General features: G+C 72.0%; 13 protein-coding genes. 9 read left to right on the top strand and 4 right to left on the bottom strand.

Annotated elements, in window-relative coordinates; all coding sequences use genetic code 11:
* Window positions 1-126: 126 nt before the first annotated feature.
* From ABR738_RS24320 to ABR738_RS24280, 9 genes are all read left to right on the top strand, one after another.
* Window positions 127-1,350, top strand: coding sequence for a sensor histidine kinase (locus tag ABR738_RS24320; protein WP_350232096.1), 1,224 nt, complete (start codon window positions 127-129; stop codon window positions 1,348-1,350).
* 258 nt (window positions 1,351-1,608) lie between these two features.
* Window positions 1,609-2,934, top strand: coding sequence for a sensor histidine kinase (locus ABR738_RS24315; RefSeq protein ID WP_350234715.1), 1,326 nt, complete (start codon window positions 1,609-1,611; stop codon window positions 2,932-2,934).
* Window positions 2,935-3,171: 237 nt separating this feature from the next.
* Entirely contained in the window at window positions 3,172-3,831 is a 660-nt protein-coding gene (locus ABR738_RS24310) for a LuxR C-terminal-related transcriptional regulator (RefSeq protein ID WP_350234714.1), read from the top strand.
* A 237-nt stretch (window positions 3,832-4,068) separates the two neighbouring features.
* Entirely contained in the window at window positions 4,069-6,006 is a 1,938-nt protein-coding gene (locus tag ABR738_RS24305) for a 2-oxoacid:acceptor oxidoreductase subunit alpha (protein ID WP_350232095.1), read from the top strand.
* A complete protein-coding gene (locus ABR738_RS24300; RefSeq protein WP_350232094.1) occupies window positions 5,999-7,063 on the top strand; it encodes a 2-oxoacid:ferredoxin oxidoreductase subunit beta in 1,065 nt (354 codons plus the stop codon). The genes ABR738_RS24305 and ABR738_RS24300 overlap by 8 nt, the downstream gene beginning before the upstream one ends.
* A gap of 76 nt (window positions 7,064-7,139) precedes the next feature.
* Entirely contained in the window at window positions 7,140-9,089 is a 1,950-nt protein-coding gene (locus tag ABR738_RS24295) for an APC family permease (RefSeq protein ID WP_350232093.1), read from the top strand.
* Window positions 9,090-9,298: 209 nt separating this feature from the next.
* Window positions 9,299-10,201 carry an EamA family transporter RarD gene (rarD, locus tag ABR738_RS24290; protein WP_502964239.1) on the top strand — a complete coding sequence of 301 codons (903 nt, stop codon included), beginning with the start codon at window positions 9,299-9,301 and terminating at the stop codon, window positions 10,199-10,201.
* 667 nt (window positions 10,202-10,868) lie between these two features.
* Entirely contained in the window at window positions 10,869-12,500 is a 1,632-nt protein-coding gene (gene abc-f, locus ABR738_RS24285; protein ID WP_350232091.1) for a ribosomal protection-like ABC-F family protein, read from the top strand.
* Between the two features lie 260 nt (window positions 12,501-12,760).
* Window positions 12,761-13,336, top strand: a complete 576-nt coding sequence (locus ABR738_RS24280) for a flavodoxin family protein (RefSeq protein ID WP_350232090.1) — start codon at window positions 12,761-12,763, stop codon at window positions 13,334-13,336.
* Here the strand turns inward: ABR738_RS24280 and ABR738_RS24275 are convergent.
* The 4 genes from ABR738_RS24275 to ABR738_RS24260 form a co-directional block, all read right to left on the bottom strand.
* On the bottom strand, window positions 13,302-13,907 hold the full coding sequence (locus ABR738_RS24275; RefSeq protein WP_350232089.1) for a TetR/AcrR family transcriptional regulator: 606 nt from the start codon (window positions 13,905-13,907) through the stop codon (window positions 13,302-13,304). The two genes, ABR738_RS24280 and ABR738_RS24275, sit on opposite strands and share 35 nt — an antisense overlap.
* A 136-nt stretch (window positions 13,908-14,043) precedes the next feature.
* Window positions 14,044-14,970 carry an ABC transporter permease gene (locus ABR738_RS24270; protein WP_502964129.1) on the bottom strand — a complete coding sequence of 309 codons (927 nt, stop codon included), beginning with the start codon at window positions 14,968-14,970 and terminating at the stop codon, window positions 14,044-14,046.
* The gene (locus ABR738_RS24265; protein ID WP_350234712.1) at window positions 14,957-15,886 is read right to left on the bottom strand and encodes an ABC transporter ATP-binding protein; all 930 of its coding nucleotides are present in this window, start codon (window positions 15,884-15,886) and stop codon (window positions 14,957-14,959) included. Before ABR738_RS24265 ends, ABR738_RS24270 begins: the two co-directional genes overlap by 14 nt.
* Before the next feature lie 194 nt (window positions 15,887-16,080).
* Complete coding sequence (locus ABR738_RS24260; protein WP_350232088.1) at window positions 16,081-17,325, bottom strand: LolA family protein; 1,245 nt, start codon at window positions 17,323-17,325, stop codon at window positions 16,081-16,083.
* Between the last annotated feature and the right edge of the window lie 180 nt (window positions 17,326-17,505).

The raw sequence follows: 17,505 nt of genomic DNA, 5'->3' as shown, positions 1-17,505 counted from the left end.
GCCCTGCTAAGGGGGCCCTTGGCAGGCACGTCCGGCGCCGGGCCCCGCCGGGGTGGGGTTTTCCCCCGTACAAGAGGGTGCGGCACCCCATGGCATCGGGGATCGGCGCCCGGCAGTCTTGGCACCATGACCAGCACCCCCCGCGACCAGCAACGGTACGCAGCACCATCCGCAGGCGTCACCGCCGGCGCCCAGAGCGCGACCCCGCCAGCGGTGCGGTTCGCCTACGACCGGCACACCTGGAAGGAGATCGTTCATCTCCTCGTCAACTTGCCGCTCGGAGTGTTCGGCTTCGCCTATGTCGTCGTGGTGGTCGTGCTGGGGCTCGGTCTCTCCGTCACCGTGATCGGCCTGCCGCTGCTCGCGGCCGGGCTGCTCGGGGCGCGCCAGCTGGGCAAGGCGGAGCGGGCCAGGGCGCGGGCCCTGCTGGGGGTGCGGGTCGAGGAGTCCACGCCCATCCCGGCGAGTCCACGACGTCACGGCGGTCTCCTGCCCTGGCTGTGGACCAGCCTGCGCGACCCGGTGGCCTGGCGCAATGTGCTGTACGAGTTCGTGCGGCTGCCGTGGGGGATCCTGACCTTCACGGTGACGGTGGTCTCCCTCTTCCTCGCGTGGCCGGTGCTCGGCTTCGTGGTGCGGGGCCTGTCCAACGTCGACCGGATGATGGTGCGCTCCCTGCTCTCGCCGTCCGACAGCCTGGAGCGCAGGATCGCCGAGCTGGAGTCCGACCGGGGGGTGGTCGTGGACACGGCGGCGGCCGATCTGCGCCGCATCGAGCGCGATCTGCACGACGGCGCTCAGGCCCGTCTGGTGGCGCTCGCCATGGGGCTCGGTCTGGCGAAGGAGAAGCTGCTGGAGGATCCGGACGCGGCGGCCGTGATGGTGGACGAGGCGCACGGCGAGGTGAAACTGGCGCTGCGGGAGCTGCGTGATCTGGCGCGCGGCATCCACCCGGCGGTGCTCACCGACCGGGGTCTCGACGCGGCCCTGTCCTCGGTCGCCTCCCGCTGCACGGTCGCGGTCACGGTCGCCGTCGACCTGCCGGCGCGCCCCGCCGCCGCCATCGAGGGCATCGCCTATTTCACGGTCTCCGAACTGCTCCAGAACATCAGCAAGCACAGCCGGGCGCGCACCGCGTCGGTCGAGGTGTGGCGCAGCGCGGAGCGGTTGCTCATCCAGGTCGAGGACGACGGGGTGGGCGGCGCACGGCTCGACGGCGGCACCGGCATGGCCGGGCTCGCCGAACGCCTCGACGCGGTGGACGGGCTGCTGGTCCTCGAGTCCCCCGAGGGCGGCCCGACCGTCGTGACGGCCGAACTGCCCTGGCGCGACCGGGGCCCGAAGGACTGACCCGGCGGCGGCCGGGGCGTATCCAGGGGGCGGGGCCAGGGGGTCCGGGGGTCCGGGGACCTGGGACCTGGGAGTTCCGGGTGGCCGGGGACCTGGGACCTGGGAGTTCCGGGTGGCCGGGGGTAGGGAAAACCCCCGCCCGAAGAGGGTGACCGGCCGCATGGTCCCGGGCCGCGCCCGGCGCGAAGCTGGTGTTCATGAGGGCGGCGCCACCACGGCGGCCGCGTCACGAGGAATGGACGGACAGGACCGATGACCATGGAGAGCGAGTACGGGTACGGCGGGGCGCGCTCCCGCGAGCCGCGGCAACACCTCCTTCCGCCGGTGCTGCGCGCGCCGTTCGAGGGGCGCACGTTCCGGGAATTCGGCTACCTGCTGCTCAGTCTGCCCATCAGCATCGTGCTGTTCTGCTGGGCGGTCGTGATGGTGTCGATGAGCGCGGGCCTGCTCATCACCTTCCTCGGCATCCCCTTGATGGCCGTGAGCCTGATGGGCTGCCGCGCCTTCGGGGCGATGGAGCGGGTCAGGGCGCGGACGCTGCTGCGGGTGGAGATCGCCGACCCGGGGCCGGTGCGCTCGCGCGCCGGGTTCATGGGCTGGGTCGGCGGGGTGCTCAAGAGCGGGGTCTCCTGGCGCCACCTGCTCTACTCGGTGCTGCACTTCCCCTGGGCGATCTTCGCCTTCGTCACCGCCCTGACCACGTGGACGGTCGGCTGGACGCTGCTGTCGTACCCGCTGTGGCAGTGGGTCTTCCCCACTTACACCAGCCACGACGGCATCCAGGTCTACGGCGGCGACAAGCACAACGTGTATCTGGACACGCCCGCCACGGTCGCCCTGACCGCGCTGGTAGGGCTGCTGATCACCCTCGTCGTGCCGTGGCTGGTCCGCGCGCTCGCCACGATGGACAAGATCCTCGTCGTCGGGCTGCTCGGCCCTTCGCGCCTCGAGGAGCGGGTGAGCGAGCTGGAGTCGGACCGGGGGGTCGTCGTGGACACCACGGCGGCCGACCTGCGGCGCATCGAGCGGGACTTGCACGACGGCGCGCAGGCCCGTCTGGTGGCGCTCGCCATGGACCTGGGCCTGGCCAAGGAGAAGCTGGCCGAGGACCCCGAGGCCGCGGCCGCGATGGTCGACGAGGCGCACGGCGAGGTCAAGGTCGCCCTTCAGGAGCTGCGTGATCTGGCGCGCGGCATCCACCCGGCGGTGCTCACCGACCGCGGCCTGGACGCGGCCCTGTCCTCGGTGGCCTCCCGCTGCACGGTCCCGGTCATGGTCGAGGTGGACCTGCCGGCCCGGCCGGTCCCGGCGATCGAGGGCATCGCGTACTACACGGTCTCCGAACTGCTCCAGAACGTCAGCAAGCACAGCGGGGCCGGCCGCGCGTCCGTCGATGTGTGGCGCGCGGGGGAACGGCTGATGCTCCAGGTCGGTGACAACGGGCGCGGCGGGGCGGACGCGTCGGCCGGTTCGGGCCTCGCGGGTCTGGCGGAACGGCTGGACGCCGTGGACGGGATTCTGGTCGTCGACTCGCCGCCCGGCGGCCCGACCACGATCACGGCGGAGCTGCCGTGGCGCGCCTGACGCGCCCCTGACCTCGCCCGCCTTCGCGCCCGCGCGGTACGGCGCGCCCGGCCCACTCCCCCGGCCCCCGCACAGGGCCGGGGGATTTTGCCTGGCGCAGGCGGATTCTTGCCCCGATGCTGGGATGCTGGGTGGGCACAACGCCATGGCTCACGCCGAGTCATGGGCCGGGCGCCCGGGCGGGCCCGGCCACGGAGCCAAGGAAGCACGGGGGGCAGCGGGATCGTGGAGGACAGGGTGCGGGTGGTCATCGCCGAGGATTCGGTGCTGCTGCGGGAGGGCCTGACCCGGCTGCTGACCGACCGGGGGCATGACGTCGTCGCGGGTGTGGGCGACGGGGACGCGCTGGTCAAGACGGTGGGGGAGCTGGCGGAGCAGGGCATGGCCCCGGATGTGGTGGTGGCGGACGTGCGGATGCCGCCCACCCACACCGACGAGGGCGTGCGCGCGGCGGTGCTGCTGCGGGCGCGCTACCCCGCGATCGGGGTGCTGGTGCTCAGCCAGTACGTGGAGGAGCAGTACGCCACCGAACTGCTCGCCGGGTCGAGCCGGGGCGTGGGCTATCTCCTCAAGGACCGGGTCGCCGATGTGCGGGAGTTCGTCGAGGCCGTGGTGCGGGTAGCCAAGGGCGGCACCGCGCTCGACCCCGAGGTCGTCGCCCAGCTCCTGGGGCGCAGCCGCAAGCAGGACGTGCTCGCCCATCTGACGCCGCGTGAACGGGAGGTCCTCGGCCTGATGGCCGAGGGCCGGACCAACTCCGCGATCGCCAAGCAGCTGGTCGTGAGCGACGGCGCCGTCGAGAAACACGTGAGCAACATCTTCCTGAAGCTCGGGCTCTCGCCCAGCGTCGGCGATCACCGCCGGGTCCTGGCGGTCCTGACGTACATCAACTCATGACCGTCCGCCGCCCCGTCGGGGACCGTGCGGGCCCCGGCCGTCCGGGGTGAAGGGCCCACCGGGCCGCGCCGCCCCGGGGAAGCGGAGCAATGGCAGTTCAGGGCAGTGAGGCGTCTCAAAAGAGCGTCCAACATGTGAGCGGTCCAGGGAAGGCCACCCTTACCGACGTAGGGTGGGCCTTGGCGCTACCGGTCGGCCGGAGGCGCCCGAGCAGCCGCCCGAGGGAGGTCCAGTTCAGTGACCAGCCAGGTCAGTAGCCCAGCCGAGCAGGCCGACGGAGCCGAAGAGGCCCTGGTCAAAGAGCAGCGCAGGCCCGCCGGCGCGAAGGAGATCCGGCGTCTCGACCGCGTGATCATCCGTTTCGCGGGTGACTCGGGTGACGGCATGCAGCTCACCGGTGACCGCTTCACTTCGGAGACCGCGTCGTTCGGCAACGACTTGTCGACGCTGCCCAACTTCCCGGCAGAGATCCGGGCGCCCGCCGGCACGCTGCCGGGTGTCTCCAGCTACCAGTTGCACTTCGCCGATCACGACATCCTCACCCCGGGCGACGCGCCGAACGTGCTGGTGGCGATGAACCCGGCGGCGCTGAAGGCGAACCTGGGGGACGTGCCGCGCGGCGCCGAGATCATCGTGAACACGGACGAGTTCGCCAAGCGCGCGATGGCCAAGGTCGGCTACGACACCTCCCCGCTGGAGGACGGCTCCCTGTCGGCGTACAACGTGCACCCGGTGCCGCTGACCACGCTGACGGTGGAGGCGCTGAAGGAGTTCGGGCTCTCGCGCAAGGAGGCCGAGCGCTCCAAGAACATGTTCGCCCTCGGGCTGCTGTCGTGGATGTACCACCGGCCCACCGAGGGCACGGAGAGGTTCCTGCGAACCAAGTTCGCCAAGAACCCGGCCATCGCCGAGGCGAACGTGGCGGCGTTCCGCGCGGGGTGGAACTTCGGCGAGACCACCGAGGACTTCGCGGTCTCCTACGAGGTCGCGCCGGCCACGGCGGCCTTCCCGGCCGGCACCTACCGCAACATCTCCGGCAACCTGGCCCTGTCCTACGGTCTGATCGCGGCCGGACAGCAGGCGGACCTGCCCCTCTACCTGGGCTCCTATCCGATCACCCCGGCCTCCGACATCCTGCACGAGCTGTCGCGTCACAAGAACTTCGGCGTGCGGACCTTCCAGGCGGAGGACGAGATCGCGGGGGTCGGGGCCGCCCTCGGCGCGGCGTTCGGCGGCTCGCTCGCGGTCACCACCACCTCGGGACCGGGCGTCGCCCTGAAGTCCGAGGCGATCGGTCTGGCCGTCTCGCTCGAACTGCCCCTGCTGATCGTGGACATCCAGCGCGGCGGGCCCTCCACTGGTCTGCCGACCAAGACCGAGCAGGCCGACCTGTTGCAGGCGATGTACGGCCGCAACGGCGAGGCGCCGGTGCCGGTCGTGGCGCCGAAAACGCCGGCCGACTGCTTCGACGCGGCACTGGACGCGGCGCGCATCGCGCTGACCTACCGCACCCCGGTCTTCCTGCTCTCGGACGGCTATCTGGCCAACGGCTCCGAGCCGTGGCGGATCCCCGAGCTGAGTGAACTCCCGGACCTGCGCGTGCGGTTCGCCACCGCGCCCAACCACACCCTGGCCGACGGCACCGAGGTGTTCTGGCCCTACAAGCGCGACCCCCAGACCCTCGCCCGCCCGTGGGCGGTCCCGGGCACGCCGGGGCTCGAACACCGCATCGGCGGCATCGAGAAGCAGGACGGCACGGGCAACATCTCCTACGACCCGGCCAACCACGACTTCATGGTCCGCACCCGCCAGGCCAAGATCGACGGCATCGAGGTCCCCGACCTGGGCGTGGACGACCCGGGCGGCGCCCGCACCCTGGTGCTCGGCTGGGGCTCCACCTACGGCCCCATCACCGCCGCCGTGCGCAGGCTGCGCGCCCGGGGCGAGCTCATCGCCCAGGCCCATCTGCGCCACCTCAACCCCTTCCCGAAGAACCTCGGCGAGATCCTGGCCCGCTACGACAAGGTCGTCGTGCCGGAGATGAACCTCGGCCAGCTCGCCACCCTCATCCGCGCCAAGTACCTGGTGGACGCCCACTCCTACAACCAGGTCAACGGCATGCCGTTCAAGGCGGAGCAGCTTGCCACCGCCCTCAAGGAGGCCATCGATGCCTGACGCTCACGCCAACGAGCTCCTGCACCTGGTCCCCAGGGCCGAGGGCAAGCAGTCCATGAAGGACTTCAAGTCCGACCAGGAGGTGCGCTGGTGCCCGGGCTGCGGTGACTACGCGGTCCTGGCCGCCGTGCAGGGCTTCATGCCCGAACTCGGCCTGGCCAGGGAGAACATCGTCTTCGTCTCCGGCATCGGCTGCTCCTCGCGTTTCCCGTACTACATGAACACGTACGGCATGCACTCCATCCACGGCCGCGCACCGGCGATCGCGACCGGACTCGCCTCCTCCCGGCGGGACTTGAGCGTGTGGGTGGTCACGGGGGACGGCGACGCGCTGTCGATCGGCGGCAACCACCTCATCCACGCCCTGCGCCGCAACGTGAACCTGAAGATCCTTCTGTTCAACAACCGGATCTACGGTCTCACCAAGGGCCAGTACTCCCCGACCTCCGAAGTCGGCAAGATCACCAAGTCGACGCCGATGGGATCGCTCGACGCGCCCTTCAACCCGGTGTCCCTGGCGATCGGCGCCGAGGCGTCCTTCGTCGCGCGCACCGTCGACTCCGACCGCAAGCACCTCACCGAGGTGCTGCGCCAGGCCGCCGAACACCCGGGCACCGCGCTGGTGGAGATCTACCAGAACTGCAACATCTTCAACGACGGCGCCTTCGACGTCCTCAAGGACAAGGACCAGGCGCAGGAAGCGGTGATCCGCCTCGAACACGGGCAGCCGATCCGCTTCGGCGCCGACGCCGCCAAGGGCGTCGTCCGTGACGCGGCGACCGGTGACCTCGTGGTCGTCCCCGTCACCCCGGACAACGAGGGGGACATCCTGGTCCACGACGCGCACAGCGCCTCGCCGACCACCGCGTTCGCGCTGTCCCGGCTCGCCGACCCGGACACCCTGCACCACACCCCCATCGGTGTCTTCCGCTCCGTGGAGCGTCCGGTCTACGACACTCTGATGGCCGACCAGCTCGACACCGCCATCGAGCAGAACGGCAAGGGAGACCTGGGCGCGCTGCTCGCGGGCAAGGACACCTGGACCGTCGTCGGCTGATCCAGTGGCATGAGCGCCGGGTGCCCGGCCGGGGAGTCTGCGCGAATCCCGGGCCGGGCACCCGTACTCATGGGGCATGGACCGTCTCGCCTACCGCGTCAAGCGGCGCCTGCTCGGCAAGCCCCTCACCACGGAGCGCGTCAGCGACGAGAGGCTGAGCAACCGCACGGCGCTCGGCGTGCTGGCGTCGGACTGCGTCAGCTCCTCCGCTTACGGCTCCGAGGAAATGCTGCGGGTGCTGGTCCCGGTGGCGGGGGCCGCGGCGTTCTCGCTGCTCATGCCGGTGACGGGGGCGATCCTGCTCGTCCTGCTCCTGCTGACCCTCTGCTACAGCGACGTCGTCATGATCTACACCCGGGCCGGCGGCTCCTACGTCGTGGCCCGCGAGAACTTCGGCCCGACCATCGCGCAGGTCGCCGCGGTCGCCCTGCTCGTCGACTACATCGTGACCGTCGCCGTCCAGGTCTCGGCCGGCACCAACGCGATCGTCTCCCTCGCGCACCTGGTCGGCGGCGGCCCCACCGCCCTGGACCACCTCCAACTCCCGCTGTCCTTCGGGGTGATCCTGGTCCTCGCGTACGGGAATCTGCGCGGCCTGCGCGAGGCGGGGCGGCTGTTCGCGCTGCCCGCCTACCTCTTCATGGCGGCCGTCGCCCTGATGCTCGCCGTCTCGGCCGTACGCGGTCTCACCCACGGGCTGCCCCACGCCGACCCGCACGCGGCGGGCGTGGTCCCCTTCGGCGCCCCGGGCCACGGCTGGCTGTACGGGGCGTCGCTCTTCATCGTGCTGCGCGCCTTCGCCAACGGCGGCTCCTCGCTGACCGGCCTCGAGGCGATCTCCAACGGCGTCTCGGTGTTCCGCGACCCCCAGGGCCGCAACGCGCGGCGCACCCTCATCACGATGAGCTGCGTCCTGGGCGTCCTGGTCCTCGGCGTCTCCACGCTCGCCCGCTTCACGCACGCGGTCCCCTACCAGGACGGCACCCCGACGGTGATCGCCCAGGAGGCCCACTTCGCCTTCGGGGGCGGCGTGTTGGGGACGGCCGGTCTGGTCTTCGTCCAGCTGGCCACGGCCCTCGTGCTCTACACGGGCGCCAACACCCCCTTCACCGGCTTTCCCTTCCTCGCCAGCTTTGTCGCCGAGGACCGTTTCCTGCCGCGGCAGTTGACCCGGCGTGGCCACCGGCTCGCCTTCTCCAACGGGATCATCGCGCTCACCGTCGTCTCCCTCGCCCTGCTCCTGGTGACCGGCGCGAGCGTGGACAAGCTGGTGGCGCTGTACGCCATCGGGGTGTTCACGGCGTTCACGATGGCCGGGGCGGGTCTCACCGCCTACCACTGGCGGCGGCGCGAGCGGTACCGGCGCCTCAAGCTCGGCGTCAACGCGCTCGCGGCGGTGGTGTCCGCCGCCGTCGTCCTGATCTTCGCCGTCACCAAGTTCACCGAGGGCGCCTGGCTGGTGGTGGTGATCTTCCCGCTTGGGGTGTGGGCGCTGACCCGGATCAACCGCGAGTACCGGCGCGAGGCGTCCGCGCTCACCGCCCTTTCCGCGCCCGGCGCCGACCGGCCAAGGGCGGGCCGGCACGTGGTGTTCGTCCTGGTCGAGACGCTGGATCTGGCGACCCTCAAAGCGCTGCGGTACGCGCACGAGGTGCGGCCCGACGAGATCAGGGCCGTCCACTTCGCGATCGACGAGCCACGGGCGCGCGACCTGGCGGCGGCCTGGGAGGCGACGGCGGCGACCTCGGTCCCCCTGAACCTCCTGGCCTGCCCCGACCGCCGGCTGCGGCACGCCATGGTGGAACTGGCCGCACGCACCACCGAGGACGGCGCGACATCGCTGACGGTCCTGGTCCCCCGGCGCCTCTACACCAACGCGCTGGGCAAGGTGCTGCACCGGGGTACGGCGGAGGAGATGGCGAAGGCCCTGGAGCACCTTCCCTCCGTCGCGGTGACGATCCTGCCCTTCGACGTGTCCCGCGCGCTGCACCTCCTGGAGGCCGGCCAGGCCCCTCAGCCGGACTGACCTCCGCGCGGGCGGTGGGACGGGTGAGGCGGGGCGGGATGAGGTGGGTCCGGCCGGGGCGTCAGGACCGTATCGCGGTACGGGCATGACACCGTGGCCGATTCGGCGCTACCTTCGGCTGGTCGAGCGTGCGCACGGGAGGACCAGTGGCCGAGGAATCGTCGGGACAATTCAAGGCCGGGCTGCTGTACGGGATCGGCGCGTACGGGATGTGGGGGCTCGTGCCCCTGTTCTGGCCGCTGCTCAAACCGGCGGACGCCCTGGAGATCCTGGCCCACCGCATGGTGTGGTCCCTGGCCCTCGTCGCCGTCGCCCTGCTCGCGCTGCGCCGCTGGGCGTGGATCGGCGAGCTGGTGCGCACCCCGCGCAGGCTGGCGCTCATAGCCGTCGCCGCCGTCGTGATCACCGTCAACTGGGGCGTCTACATCTGGTCGGTCAACTCCGGCCACGTGGTCGAGGCGTCACTGGGCTACTTCATCAACCCACTCGTCACCATCGCGATGGGCGTGCTGATCCTGAAGGAACGGCTGCGGCGGGCCCAGTGGGCGGCGGTCGCGACGGGGCTCGCGGCGGTGATCGTCCTGACGGTGGGCTATGGGCGTCCGCCGTGGATCTCGTTGACGCTGGCGTTCTCGTTCGCGACGTACGGCCTGGTGAAGAAGCAGGTGAACCTCGGCGGGCTTGAGTCCCTGGCCGCCGAGACCGCCGTGCAGTTCCTGCCTGCGCTCGGATATCTGCTGTGGCTGGGCGGCCAGGGCCGGTCCACCTTCACGAGCGGGGGCCCGGGGCACGCGGCGCTGCTCGCCGCGACGGGCGTGGTGACGGCCATTCCGCTGGTCTGCTTCGGCGGCGCGGCGATCAGGGTGCCGCTGTCGACGCTCGGGCTGCTGCAATATCTGGCACCGGTCTTCCAGTTCGCGCTGGGCGTCGTGTACTTCCACGAGGAGATGCCACCGGAACGCTGGGCGGGCTTCGCCCTGGTGTGGCTGGCCCTGACCACCCTGACCTGGGACGCCCTCCACACCGCGCACCGCTCCCGCCAGTCCCTGACGAGGGCCCGCACGCAGGCGTCGACATCCCGCCCCGCGTCCGAGGTGAACACGCCTTCGTGAGCCGCGGGGGCGGGGGCGCTCGCGCGCGCTTGGGGGGTTGGGTGTTTGGGCGGTGCGGGTGAGCGGGGTGGTGGACGGCGGCGCTCGCGCGCGCTTGGGGGGCGGGTGAGCGGGTGCTGGAGGGCGGCGTTCGCGCGCTTGGGGGGCGGGTGAGCGGGTGTTGGAGGGCGGCGTTCGCGCAGTTCCCCGCGCCCCTGAAACGGCCCCGACGGGCGGGTCGATGCGGCCCCCTCCCCGCAGACCGTGCGTGGTTGCTCGCGCAGTTCCCCGCGCCCCCGAGGGGCTGCGGGGGTGCAGGGGGCGAAGCCCCCGCAGGGGGGCTGGGGCGCAGCCCCAGGGGGCCAGCTTTCTCCACCCCTTGCACGGGTGGGCGGGTGGGCAAACCCCCGGGGGTGCAGGGGGCGAAGCCCCCGCAGGGGGCTGGGGCGCAGCCCCAGGGGGCCAGCTTTCTCCACCCCTTGCACGGGTGGGCGGGTGGGCGAACCCCCCGGGGGCGGCCCGGGTCGCGGAAAAACCCCGCGCGCCCCCAACCCCACCCCCGCTAACCTCCCCCCATGCACACGTACTCGTACTACTTCTTCCGCTGACCCCCACGCGGCAGCGCCCCGCGCCCCGCACCCCGCCCCGCCAGGAAGAAGCCCGTACCGAGTACCCCAGGGGATCCCCCATGCGCCCACGCGCCCACCACCCTTCCCAGCTGACCCTGCACGACGTCCGCAAGGCCTACGGCAACCGCGTCGTACTCGATCAGGTCTCGTTCAGCCTCCACCCCGGCGAGAGGGCCGCCGTCATCGGCGAGAACGGATCCGGCAAGTCGACCCTGCTGCGGCTGCTCGCCGGCGCGGAGCGGCCCGACGCCGGAGAGGTCACCGCCGTCTTCCCGGGCGGCACCGGCCACCTGGAACAGACCCTCGCCCTGGCCCCCGACCACACCGTCCAGGACGTCGTGGACCGCGCGCTCGCGGACCTGCGTACCCTCGAAGCCGACATCCGCGCCGCCGAGACCCGCCTCGCGCACGCGACGGAGGCCGAACTCGCGGCGTACGGCGACCTGTTGACGGCGTACGAGGAACGCGACGGCTACCGTGCCGACGCCCGCGCCGAGGCCGCGACGTACGCCCTGGGCCTCGCGCACCTCACCCGCGACCGCACCCTCGGCTCACTCTCCGGCGGCGAGCAGTCCCGCCTCGCGCTGGCCTGCGTCCTGGCCGCCCGCCCCGAGCTGCTGCTGCTCGACGAGCCGACCAACCACCTCGACCGCCAGGCGGTGGACTGGCTGGCCGCCCAACTCACCGCACACCGCGGCACATTGGTGATCGTCACCCACGACCGCGCCTTCCTCGAACGCGTCTCCACCACCATCCTGGAGGTCGACCGGGACCTGCGCACGGTCGTCCGGTACGGAGACGGCTGGGCCGGATACCGTACGGCGCGGGCCGCCGCGCGCCGCCGGCGCGAACTGGCCCACGAGGAGTGGACGGAGGAGCTGACCCGCGCCCGCGACCTGACGGAGGCGGCCACCCGTCGCCTCGCCAACACCGCCAAGGACCCGGGCCAGGGCTTCGGCAAGCACCGCCGCTCATCGGAGGCGAAGCTGTCCGGGCAGGTCAGGGCGGCCAGGACCCGCCTGGACCAGCTGGAGCGCCACCCGGTCGCCGCCCCGCCGTCACCCCTGCGCTTCCAGGCCCGCCTCACCACGGCGGCCGCCACCGCGCCCGACGGACCGCTCGTCGAACTGACCGGCGTCACCGTGGGCGCCCGCCTCGACGTGCCGAGCCTGAGCGTCGAGCCGGGCCGCCGCCTGCTGGTCTCGGGCCCCAACGGCGCGGGCAAGACCACCCTGCTCCGCGTCCTCGCGGGCGACCTCACCCCGGACACGGGACGGGTCCGCCGGACGGCCCGTCACATTGGTTACCTCGCACAGGAGTTGGGCCGCAGTCACGCCCGCGTACCGTTGCTCGGAGCGTACGCGGCCGGACGCCCCGGCCTCCCCGAGGAGCACGCCGACGAACTCCTGTCCCTCGGCCTGTTCCGCGAGGAAGACCTGGCGGTACCCCTCGCGGCGCTCTCCGCGGGCCAGCGGCGCCGGCTCGAACTGGCCCGCCTGGTCACCCGCCCCGCCGACCTGCTCGTACTGGACGAGCCGACCAACCACGTCTCGCTCGCCCTGGTCGAGGAGGTGGAACAGGCGCTGGCCGGCTACCCGGGCGCGATCGTCGTGGTCTCGCACGACGAACGGTTCAGGTCCTCCTTCCACGGCGACCGCCTGGAACTCCGCGCGGGCACACCGGTGAGCTGACCGACCGTGGGCGGTGGACCAGGGGCGGCGGCGGGACCGGGGGCGGCCCCGGTCCCGGTCCCCCCAACCCCCCGTCGCAGCCGCTCCCCGGGCCCCCGCCCCCAACTCTCCGCCCCGGAGCCGGGCCCCGGCCCCCCGCCTCCAACTCCCCATCGAAACGCCCCCCTTCGCCCCTCTCCCCAATCGCATGCGCATGCATATACTGCACGCGCATGCTTTCCTCGGGCCGTCCACGGCCCGGGCCACAGACGGAGGGGACCATGGCCCGCGACTTCCTTTTCCTGCTCGGCAGCACCCGCGCCGGCGGCAACACCGAAACGCTGGCCCGCCGCGCGGCCGAGCAGCTGCCCGCCGGTGACAGCACCCGCTGGCTGCGCCTCACCGACCTCGAACTCCCGCCGTTCAGCGACCCTCGCCACGGCGAGGAGCGGGTACGTCCCGCTCCGGCGGGCGACGCGGCGGTGCTCCTGGACGCGACGCTGGCCGCCACCGACCTGGTCATCGCCTCACCGCTGTACTGGTACAGCGTCTCCACCCCGGTCAAGCACTACCTGGACCACTGGGTGAACTGGCTCCACACCCCCGAACTCGGCTTCAAGCGCCGCATGGCGGGCCGCACCCTGTGGGGCGTCACCGCGCTCGCCGGGAGCGACCACACGGCGGCCGACCCCCTGAAGGGCACCCTGCGCCTCTCGGCCGCGTACCTCGGCATGAACTGGGGCGGCGTACTGCTCGGCACCGGCAATAACCCCGGCGACATCGAGGGCGACCTGGACGCGATCACCCGCGCCAAGACCTTCTTCAGCTCGACCCCGACGCCCGCAACGCACGCATGACATGCGCCACCAGCGCGTCCACCCGCTCCTGCGAGGGAAGCGGCCGCCCCAGCGCGTACCGGTAGTAGAGCGGGCCGTACAGCATCTCGACGGCCAGCGGAAGGTCCGCGTCCTTCGGCAGCTGGCCCTGCTCCTGGGCCTGGCGCATCCGCTCGTGGATGAGGGTGACGCGCGGAATGACGAGCTCGTCGTTGACCGCCCGGGCCAGCCGCTCGTCATGCAGCACCTCGGAGAGGATCCCGGTGTAAGCGGCGCCCGCCACCCGCGAGTTCAGCAGGTTCACCACGCTTGCGATGTGGGCGCGCAGATCGGCCTCGATGTCGCCGGTGTCGGGGAAGGGCGTATCGCTCACCGCTAGCTCGGTGACCGCGTCGAGCAGGACCGCGCCTTTCGTGGGCCACCACCGGTAGATCGTCTTCTTGCTCACGCCCGCACGGGCCGCGATGGCCTCGATGGTGACCTTGTCGTATCCGTGTTCCGTACACAGACCCAGCGCGGCCGACAGGGTCGCGCGCCGCGACTTCTCGCTGCGGCGCCTGGCACTCGGGGCGGACTCGGACGGGGTGATCATGCCCTCACTCTACGAGCAGGCCCGGAACCGGATTGACAGCACGACGTCCGACTCCAAACAATGGCGCAGGAAACGGAACGTGTCGTGTCGAGCCGCACGGGGGTGGGCTCGGCACGACTGTCCCGCTCGGCTCGGCTCACGCCGTGATGTCCTTCGTCGTGAAGCGTGCCCAGGCCGCCGAGCCGAACACCGCGACGTACAGGGCCTGGAGTTCGAAGTTGCGCTCCAACTGGTCCCAGTAGACCGGCTCGCGCAGGACGTCCGCGAAGGACAGCCAGTAGTGCGGGAAGAGATAGGGCCCGATGGCGTGCAGCTGCGGGATCTGGCCCAGGATCTGGACCGTGATCAGCAGCCCCACGGTCGAGGCCATCGCCGCGATCCCGCTGTTGGTCAGCGTCGAGACGAACAGGCCGAGCGCCGCCATCCCGGACAGCGACAGCGCGGCGATCCCCGCGATCGCCACGCCCCGCAGCAGCCCGTCCCCGAACGAGATCCGCGTGCCGGAGATCGTGGTGACCTCGCCGAGCGGGAACAGCAGCGCGCCGACAGCGAGCGCCGAGACCGCCACCACCAGCGTGGCGATCAGGCAGAACGCGAGCACCGAGGCGTACTTGGCGAGCAGCAGCCGGGTACGGCCCGCCGGGGCGACCAGCAGATAGCGCAGGGTGCCCGCGTGGGCCTCGCCCGCCACCGCGTCGCCCGCCACCACGCCGACCGCCATCGGCAGGAAGACCGGCAGGGTGGCGGCGATCGCCGCGAAGACCAGGAAGAGACCGTTGTTGGTGATCTGCGAGAGGAAGGCGGGACCGCCGCCCTCGCCACCGCCTCCCCCGCCCCTGCCGCCCCTCGTGTCGATCTTCACCGCGATGCCGATCAGGACCGGTACGGCGGCGAGCACGGCGAGCAGCGCGAGCGTGCGCCAGCGGCGCACCACGGTGACCAGCTCGGAGCGGAAGAGCCCGAGCGACCACAGGACGCCCGGCGCGCGCACCGGCGGTCCCTGCGCCGGCCCGTCCATGGCCTCAGTGCCCTCAGTGCCCTTGGCGGCTTCAGCCCGCGACATCGAAGCCCTCCCCGGTCAGCGCGACAAAGGCGTCCTCAAGTGAGGCCCGCTCGGCCGCGAACCCCCGCACCCGCACCCCGGCCCGCACGAGCGCGGCGTTGAGGTCGGCCAACTCGACGTCGTCCGGCGGCAGTTCACCCGTGACGCGGTCGCCGCCCGCCACCGTCACACCGGCGATCCCGTGCTCCTTCAGGAGGCGGGCCGCCGCGCCGGTGTCCGGGGTGGTCACCGCGAGGCGGCCGCGCGCGCTCGCCGCCAGCTCGGCCACCGCGCCCTGGACCACGAGCCTGCCCTGGTTCATCACGGCGGCGTGCGAGCAGACCTGCTCGATCTCGTCCAGCAGGTGCGAGGAGAGGAAGACGGTCGTCCCCTCGTCCGCCAGCTCCCGGACGAGGGCGCGGATCTCGCGCATGCCCTGCGGGTCCAGGCCGTTGGTCGGCTCGTCGAGGACCAGCAGGTCACGGCGTTGGAGCAGCGCGGACGCGAGGCCGAGGCGCTGCTTCATGCCCAGCGAGTACGCCCGCGCCTTCTTGCCCGCCGCGCTCGTGAGACCCACCCGTTCGAGGGCGGCGGCCACCCGGGCGGCGCGGGTGCGCGGGTCGGCGGTGGGGTCGGCGGCGTCGTACCGCAGCAGGTTGTCGCGGCCGGACAGGAACCCGTACAGGGCCGGTCCTTCGATCAGGGCGCCCACCCGGGGCAGCACGGCGCGGGCGGCCTTCGGCATGGGCCCTCCGAGGACCCGCGCGCTGCCGGAGGTCGGATCGATCAGGCCCATCAGCATGCGGATGGTGGTGGTCTTGCCCGAGCCGTTGGGGCCGAGGAAGCCGAAGACACTGCCGCGCGGCACGGTGAGGTCGAGTCCGTTCACGGCCAGCTGGCCGCCCCGAAAACGTTTGGTCAGGCCGTGCGTCTCGATGGCCGGTTCGCCGACGGCCCGTTGACCGACGGCCCGTTGACCGTTGGCCGGTTCACGGTTGGCCCGGTCGCCGACGGCCCGTTCACCGCCGGCCGGTTCAGTGCTTCCCACCCCGCGCCTTTCCGCCGCTCACGCGAGGCGCGGCCGGGGCGGGTGCGGCCGGAGTTCCGGCCGCGCCCGCCCCAACCCCCTCGCTACTTGCCCGAGTTGGCCGCGTCGACCAGCGCGTCCTTGGTCACCGCGCCCACGTACACCTTGCCGTTGTCCGTGATCAGGGCGTTGATCAGGCGGGTCTTGAAGACCGTGCCCGTGCCGAACTTGCCGGAGACCTTGTCGCCCAGGGAGTCCAGGAACTTCTGCGCGTTCCCGCCACCCTTGCCGGGGTCCGCCTTCGGCATGCCCTTGCCGCCGGTCTGGATCTCGGCGATGGCGCTCCAGCCCTCACCGATCACCTTGGTGTCCTTGCCGTTCTTGCCGTTCTTGCCGTCGCCCAGGGCACCGAGTCCGCCGAGTCCACCGGGCAGGTTCTGCCCGGGCTTGGACGTCTGCTGGTGCTTGCCGTCGTCCTCGGTCACCTTCGCGCCCTTGGGCGGGGTGAAGGTGAAGGTGCTCGCGGACGGCTTCGAGAAGTCGACCTTGGTGAAGCCCGCGTCGACCACGGCGTTGCCGCCCGCGCTCGGCGCGAGGGTGAACTTCAGCGGTACGCCCGTCTTGGCGTCCACGGCTATGCGGACCGAGCCGATGGTCGAGCCGGACTGCTTCGGCTTGATCAGGAGCTGGTAGGCGTCGCGCCCGGCCACCTGCGCCGTGCCGTCCACCGACACGGCGGTGGTCGGGTCGACGTTCTTGAGGAACTGGTCGGCCAGCGCCTTCGGCGTGGTCGGCACGTCCGAGCCGGGGTTCTTGCCGCCGTGCTCCCGGCCCGCGCCTGTCGCGGCGTGCCGCTCGTGATAGGCCTGGTTGGAGCCGCTGTCGTACGCCCAGACGTCGTCGCCGTTGTGGATCACGCTGTACTCGGCCGCGTCCTCCAGGATGGACACCTTCTGGCGGTCGGGACCGTCGGCCGCGACGCGCAGGGTGTGGGTGCCCGTGGCGAGCTCGGTGAGCTTGGCGTCCGGCGCGGCCGACTTGTCGGAGCCGCCGCCCTTGGGGGCGAAGGAGCCGAGGCTGCCGAGGCCCGGCAGGCCCAGGTCGGTGCTGATCTTCACCGTGCCGGACAGCTCCTGGGTGTCCGACGCGGCCATCTTCTCGATGAGCTGCTGCGCACTGATCTTCGGCAGACTGGGGTCGCCGGCCGCGGCGAGAGCCGGGACGAGCCCGATGGTCGCTGCCGCGACGCCCGCGACGGCGACCGGGACCAGGTAGCGCGCCGCCTTGCGGCGGCCCGCGCCGGGCTCCCTGGCCTCGTCGGTGGCCTGTGCGCTGTCGTTCGGTGCCATGTGTGCCCTACCTCCGTGGTCGGCGGCGTCCGTCCGTCGTGCTCAGTTCCACCCCGCGCCGCCATTCTCACCCGAATTGGTCAGGAGTGGTGATGTCCATTCGACCAAAACCGGCGCCACGGCGCGTCAGCCCCCGGGCGCAATCCGCGTACCTCTCCGGTATGACAGAACCCTGAGACG

Source organism: Streptomyces sp. Edi4, from assembly GCF_040253615.1.
Classification (GTDB): Bacteria; Actinomycetota; Actinomycetes; order Streptomycetales; family Streptomycetaceae; genus Streptomyces.
Note: the sequence above shows the minus strand (reverse complement) of the source record. Positions and strands in the feature narration are given on the sequence as shown.

Bases quoted from the DNA above. Each gene is read 5' to 3' on its own strand.
- ABR738_RS24320 (WP_350232096.1), top strand. From the start codon at position 127: ATGACCAGCACCCCCCGCGACCAGCAACGGTACGCAGCACCATCCGCA.
- rarD (WP_502964239.1), top strand. From the start codon at position 9,299: ATGTGGGGGCTCGTGCCCCTGTTCTGGCCGCTGCTCAAACCGGCGGAC.
- abc-f (WP_350232091.1), top strand. From the start codon at position 10,869: ATGCGCCCACGCGCCCACCACCCTTCCCAGCTGACCCTGCACGACGTC.
- ABR738_RS24270 (WP_502964129.1), bottom strand. From the start codon at position 14,970: ATGTCGCGGGCTGAAGCCGCCAAGGGCACTGAGGGCACTGAGGCCATG.
- ABR738_RS24295 (WP_350232093.1), top strand. From the start codon at position 7,140: ATGGACCGTCTCGCCTACCGCGTCAAGCGGCGCCTGCTCGGCAAGCCC.
- ABR738_RS24315 (WP_350234715.1), top strand. From the start codon at position 1,609: ATGGAGAGCGAGTACGGGTACGGCGGGGCGCGCTCCCGCGAGCCGCGG.
- ABR738_RS24300 (WP_350232094.1), top strand. From the start codon at position 5,999: ATGCCTGACGCTCACGCCAACGAGCTCCTGCACCTGGTCCCCAGGGCC.
- ABR738_RS24260 (WP_350232088.1), bottom strand. From the start codon at position 17,325: ATGGCACCGAACGACAGCGCACAGGCCACCGACGAGGCCAGGGAGCCC.
- ABR738_RS24275 (WP_350232089.1), bottom strand. From the start codon at position 13,907: ATGATCACCCCGTCCGAGTCCGCCCCGAGTGCCAGGCGCCGCAGCGAG.
- ABR738_RS24280 (WP_350232090.1), top strand. From the start codon at position 12,761: ATGGCCCGCGACTTCCTTTTCCTGCTCGGCAGCACCCGCGCCGGCGGC.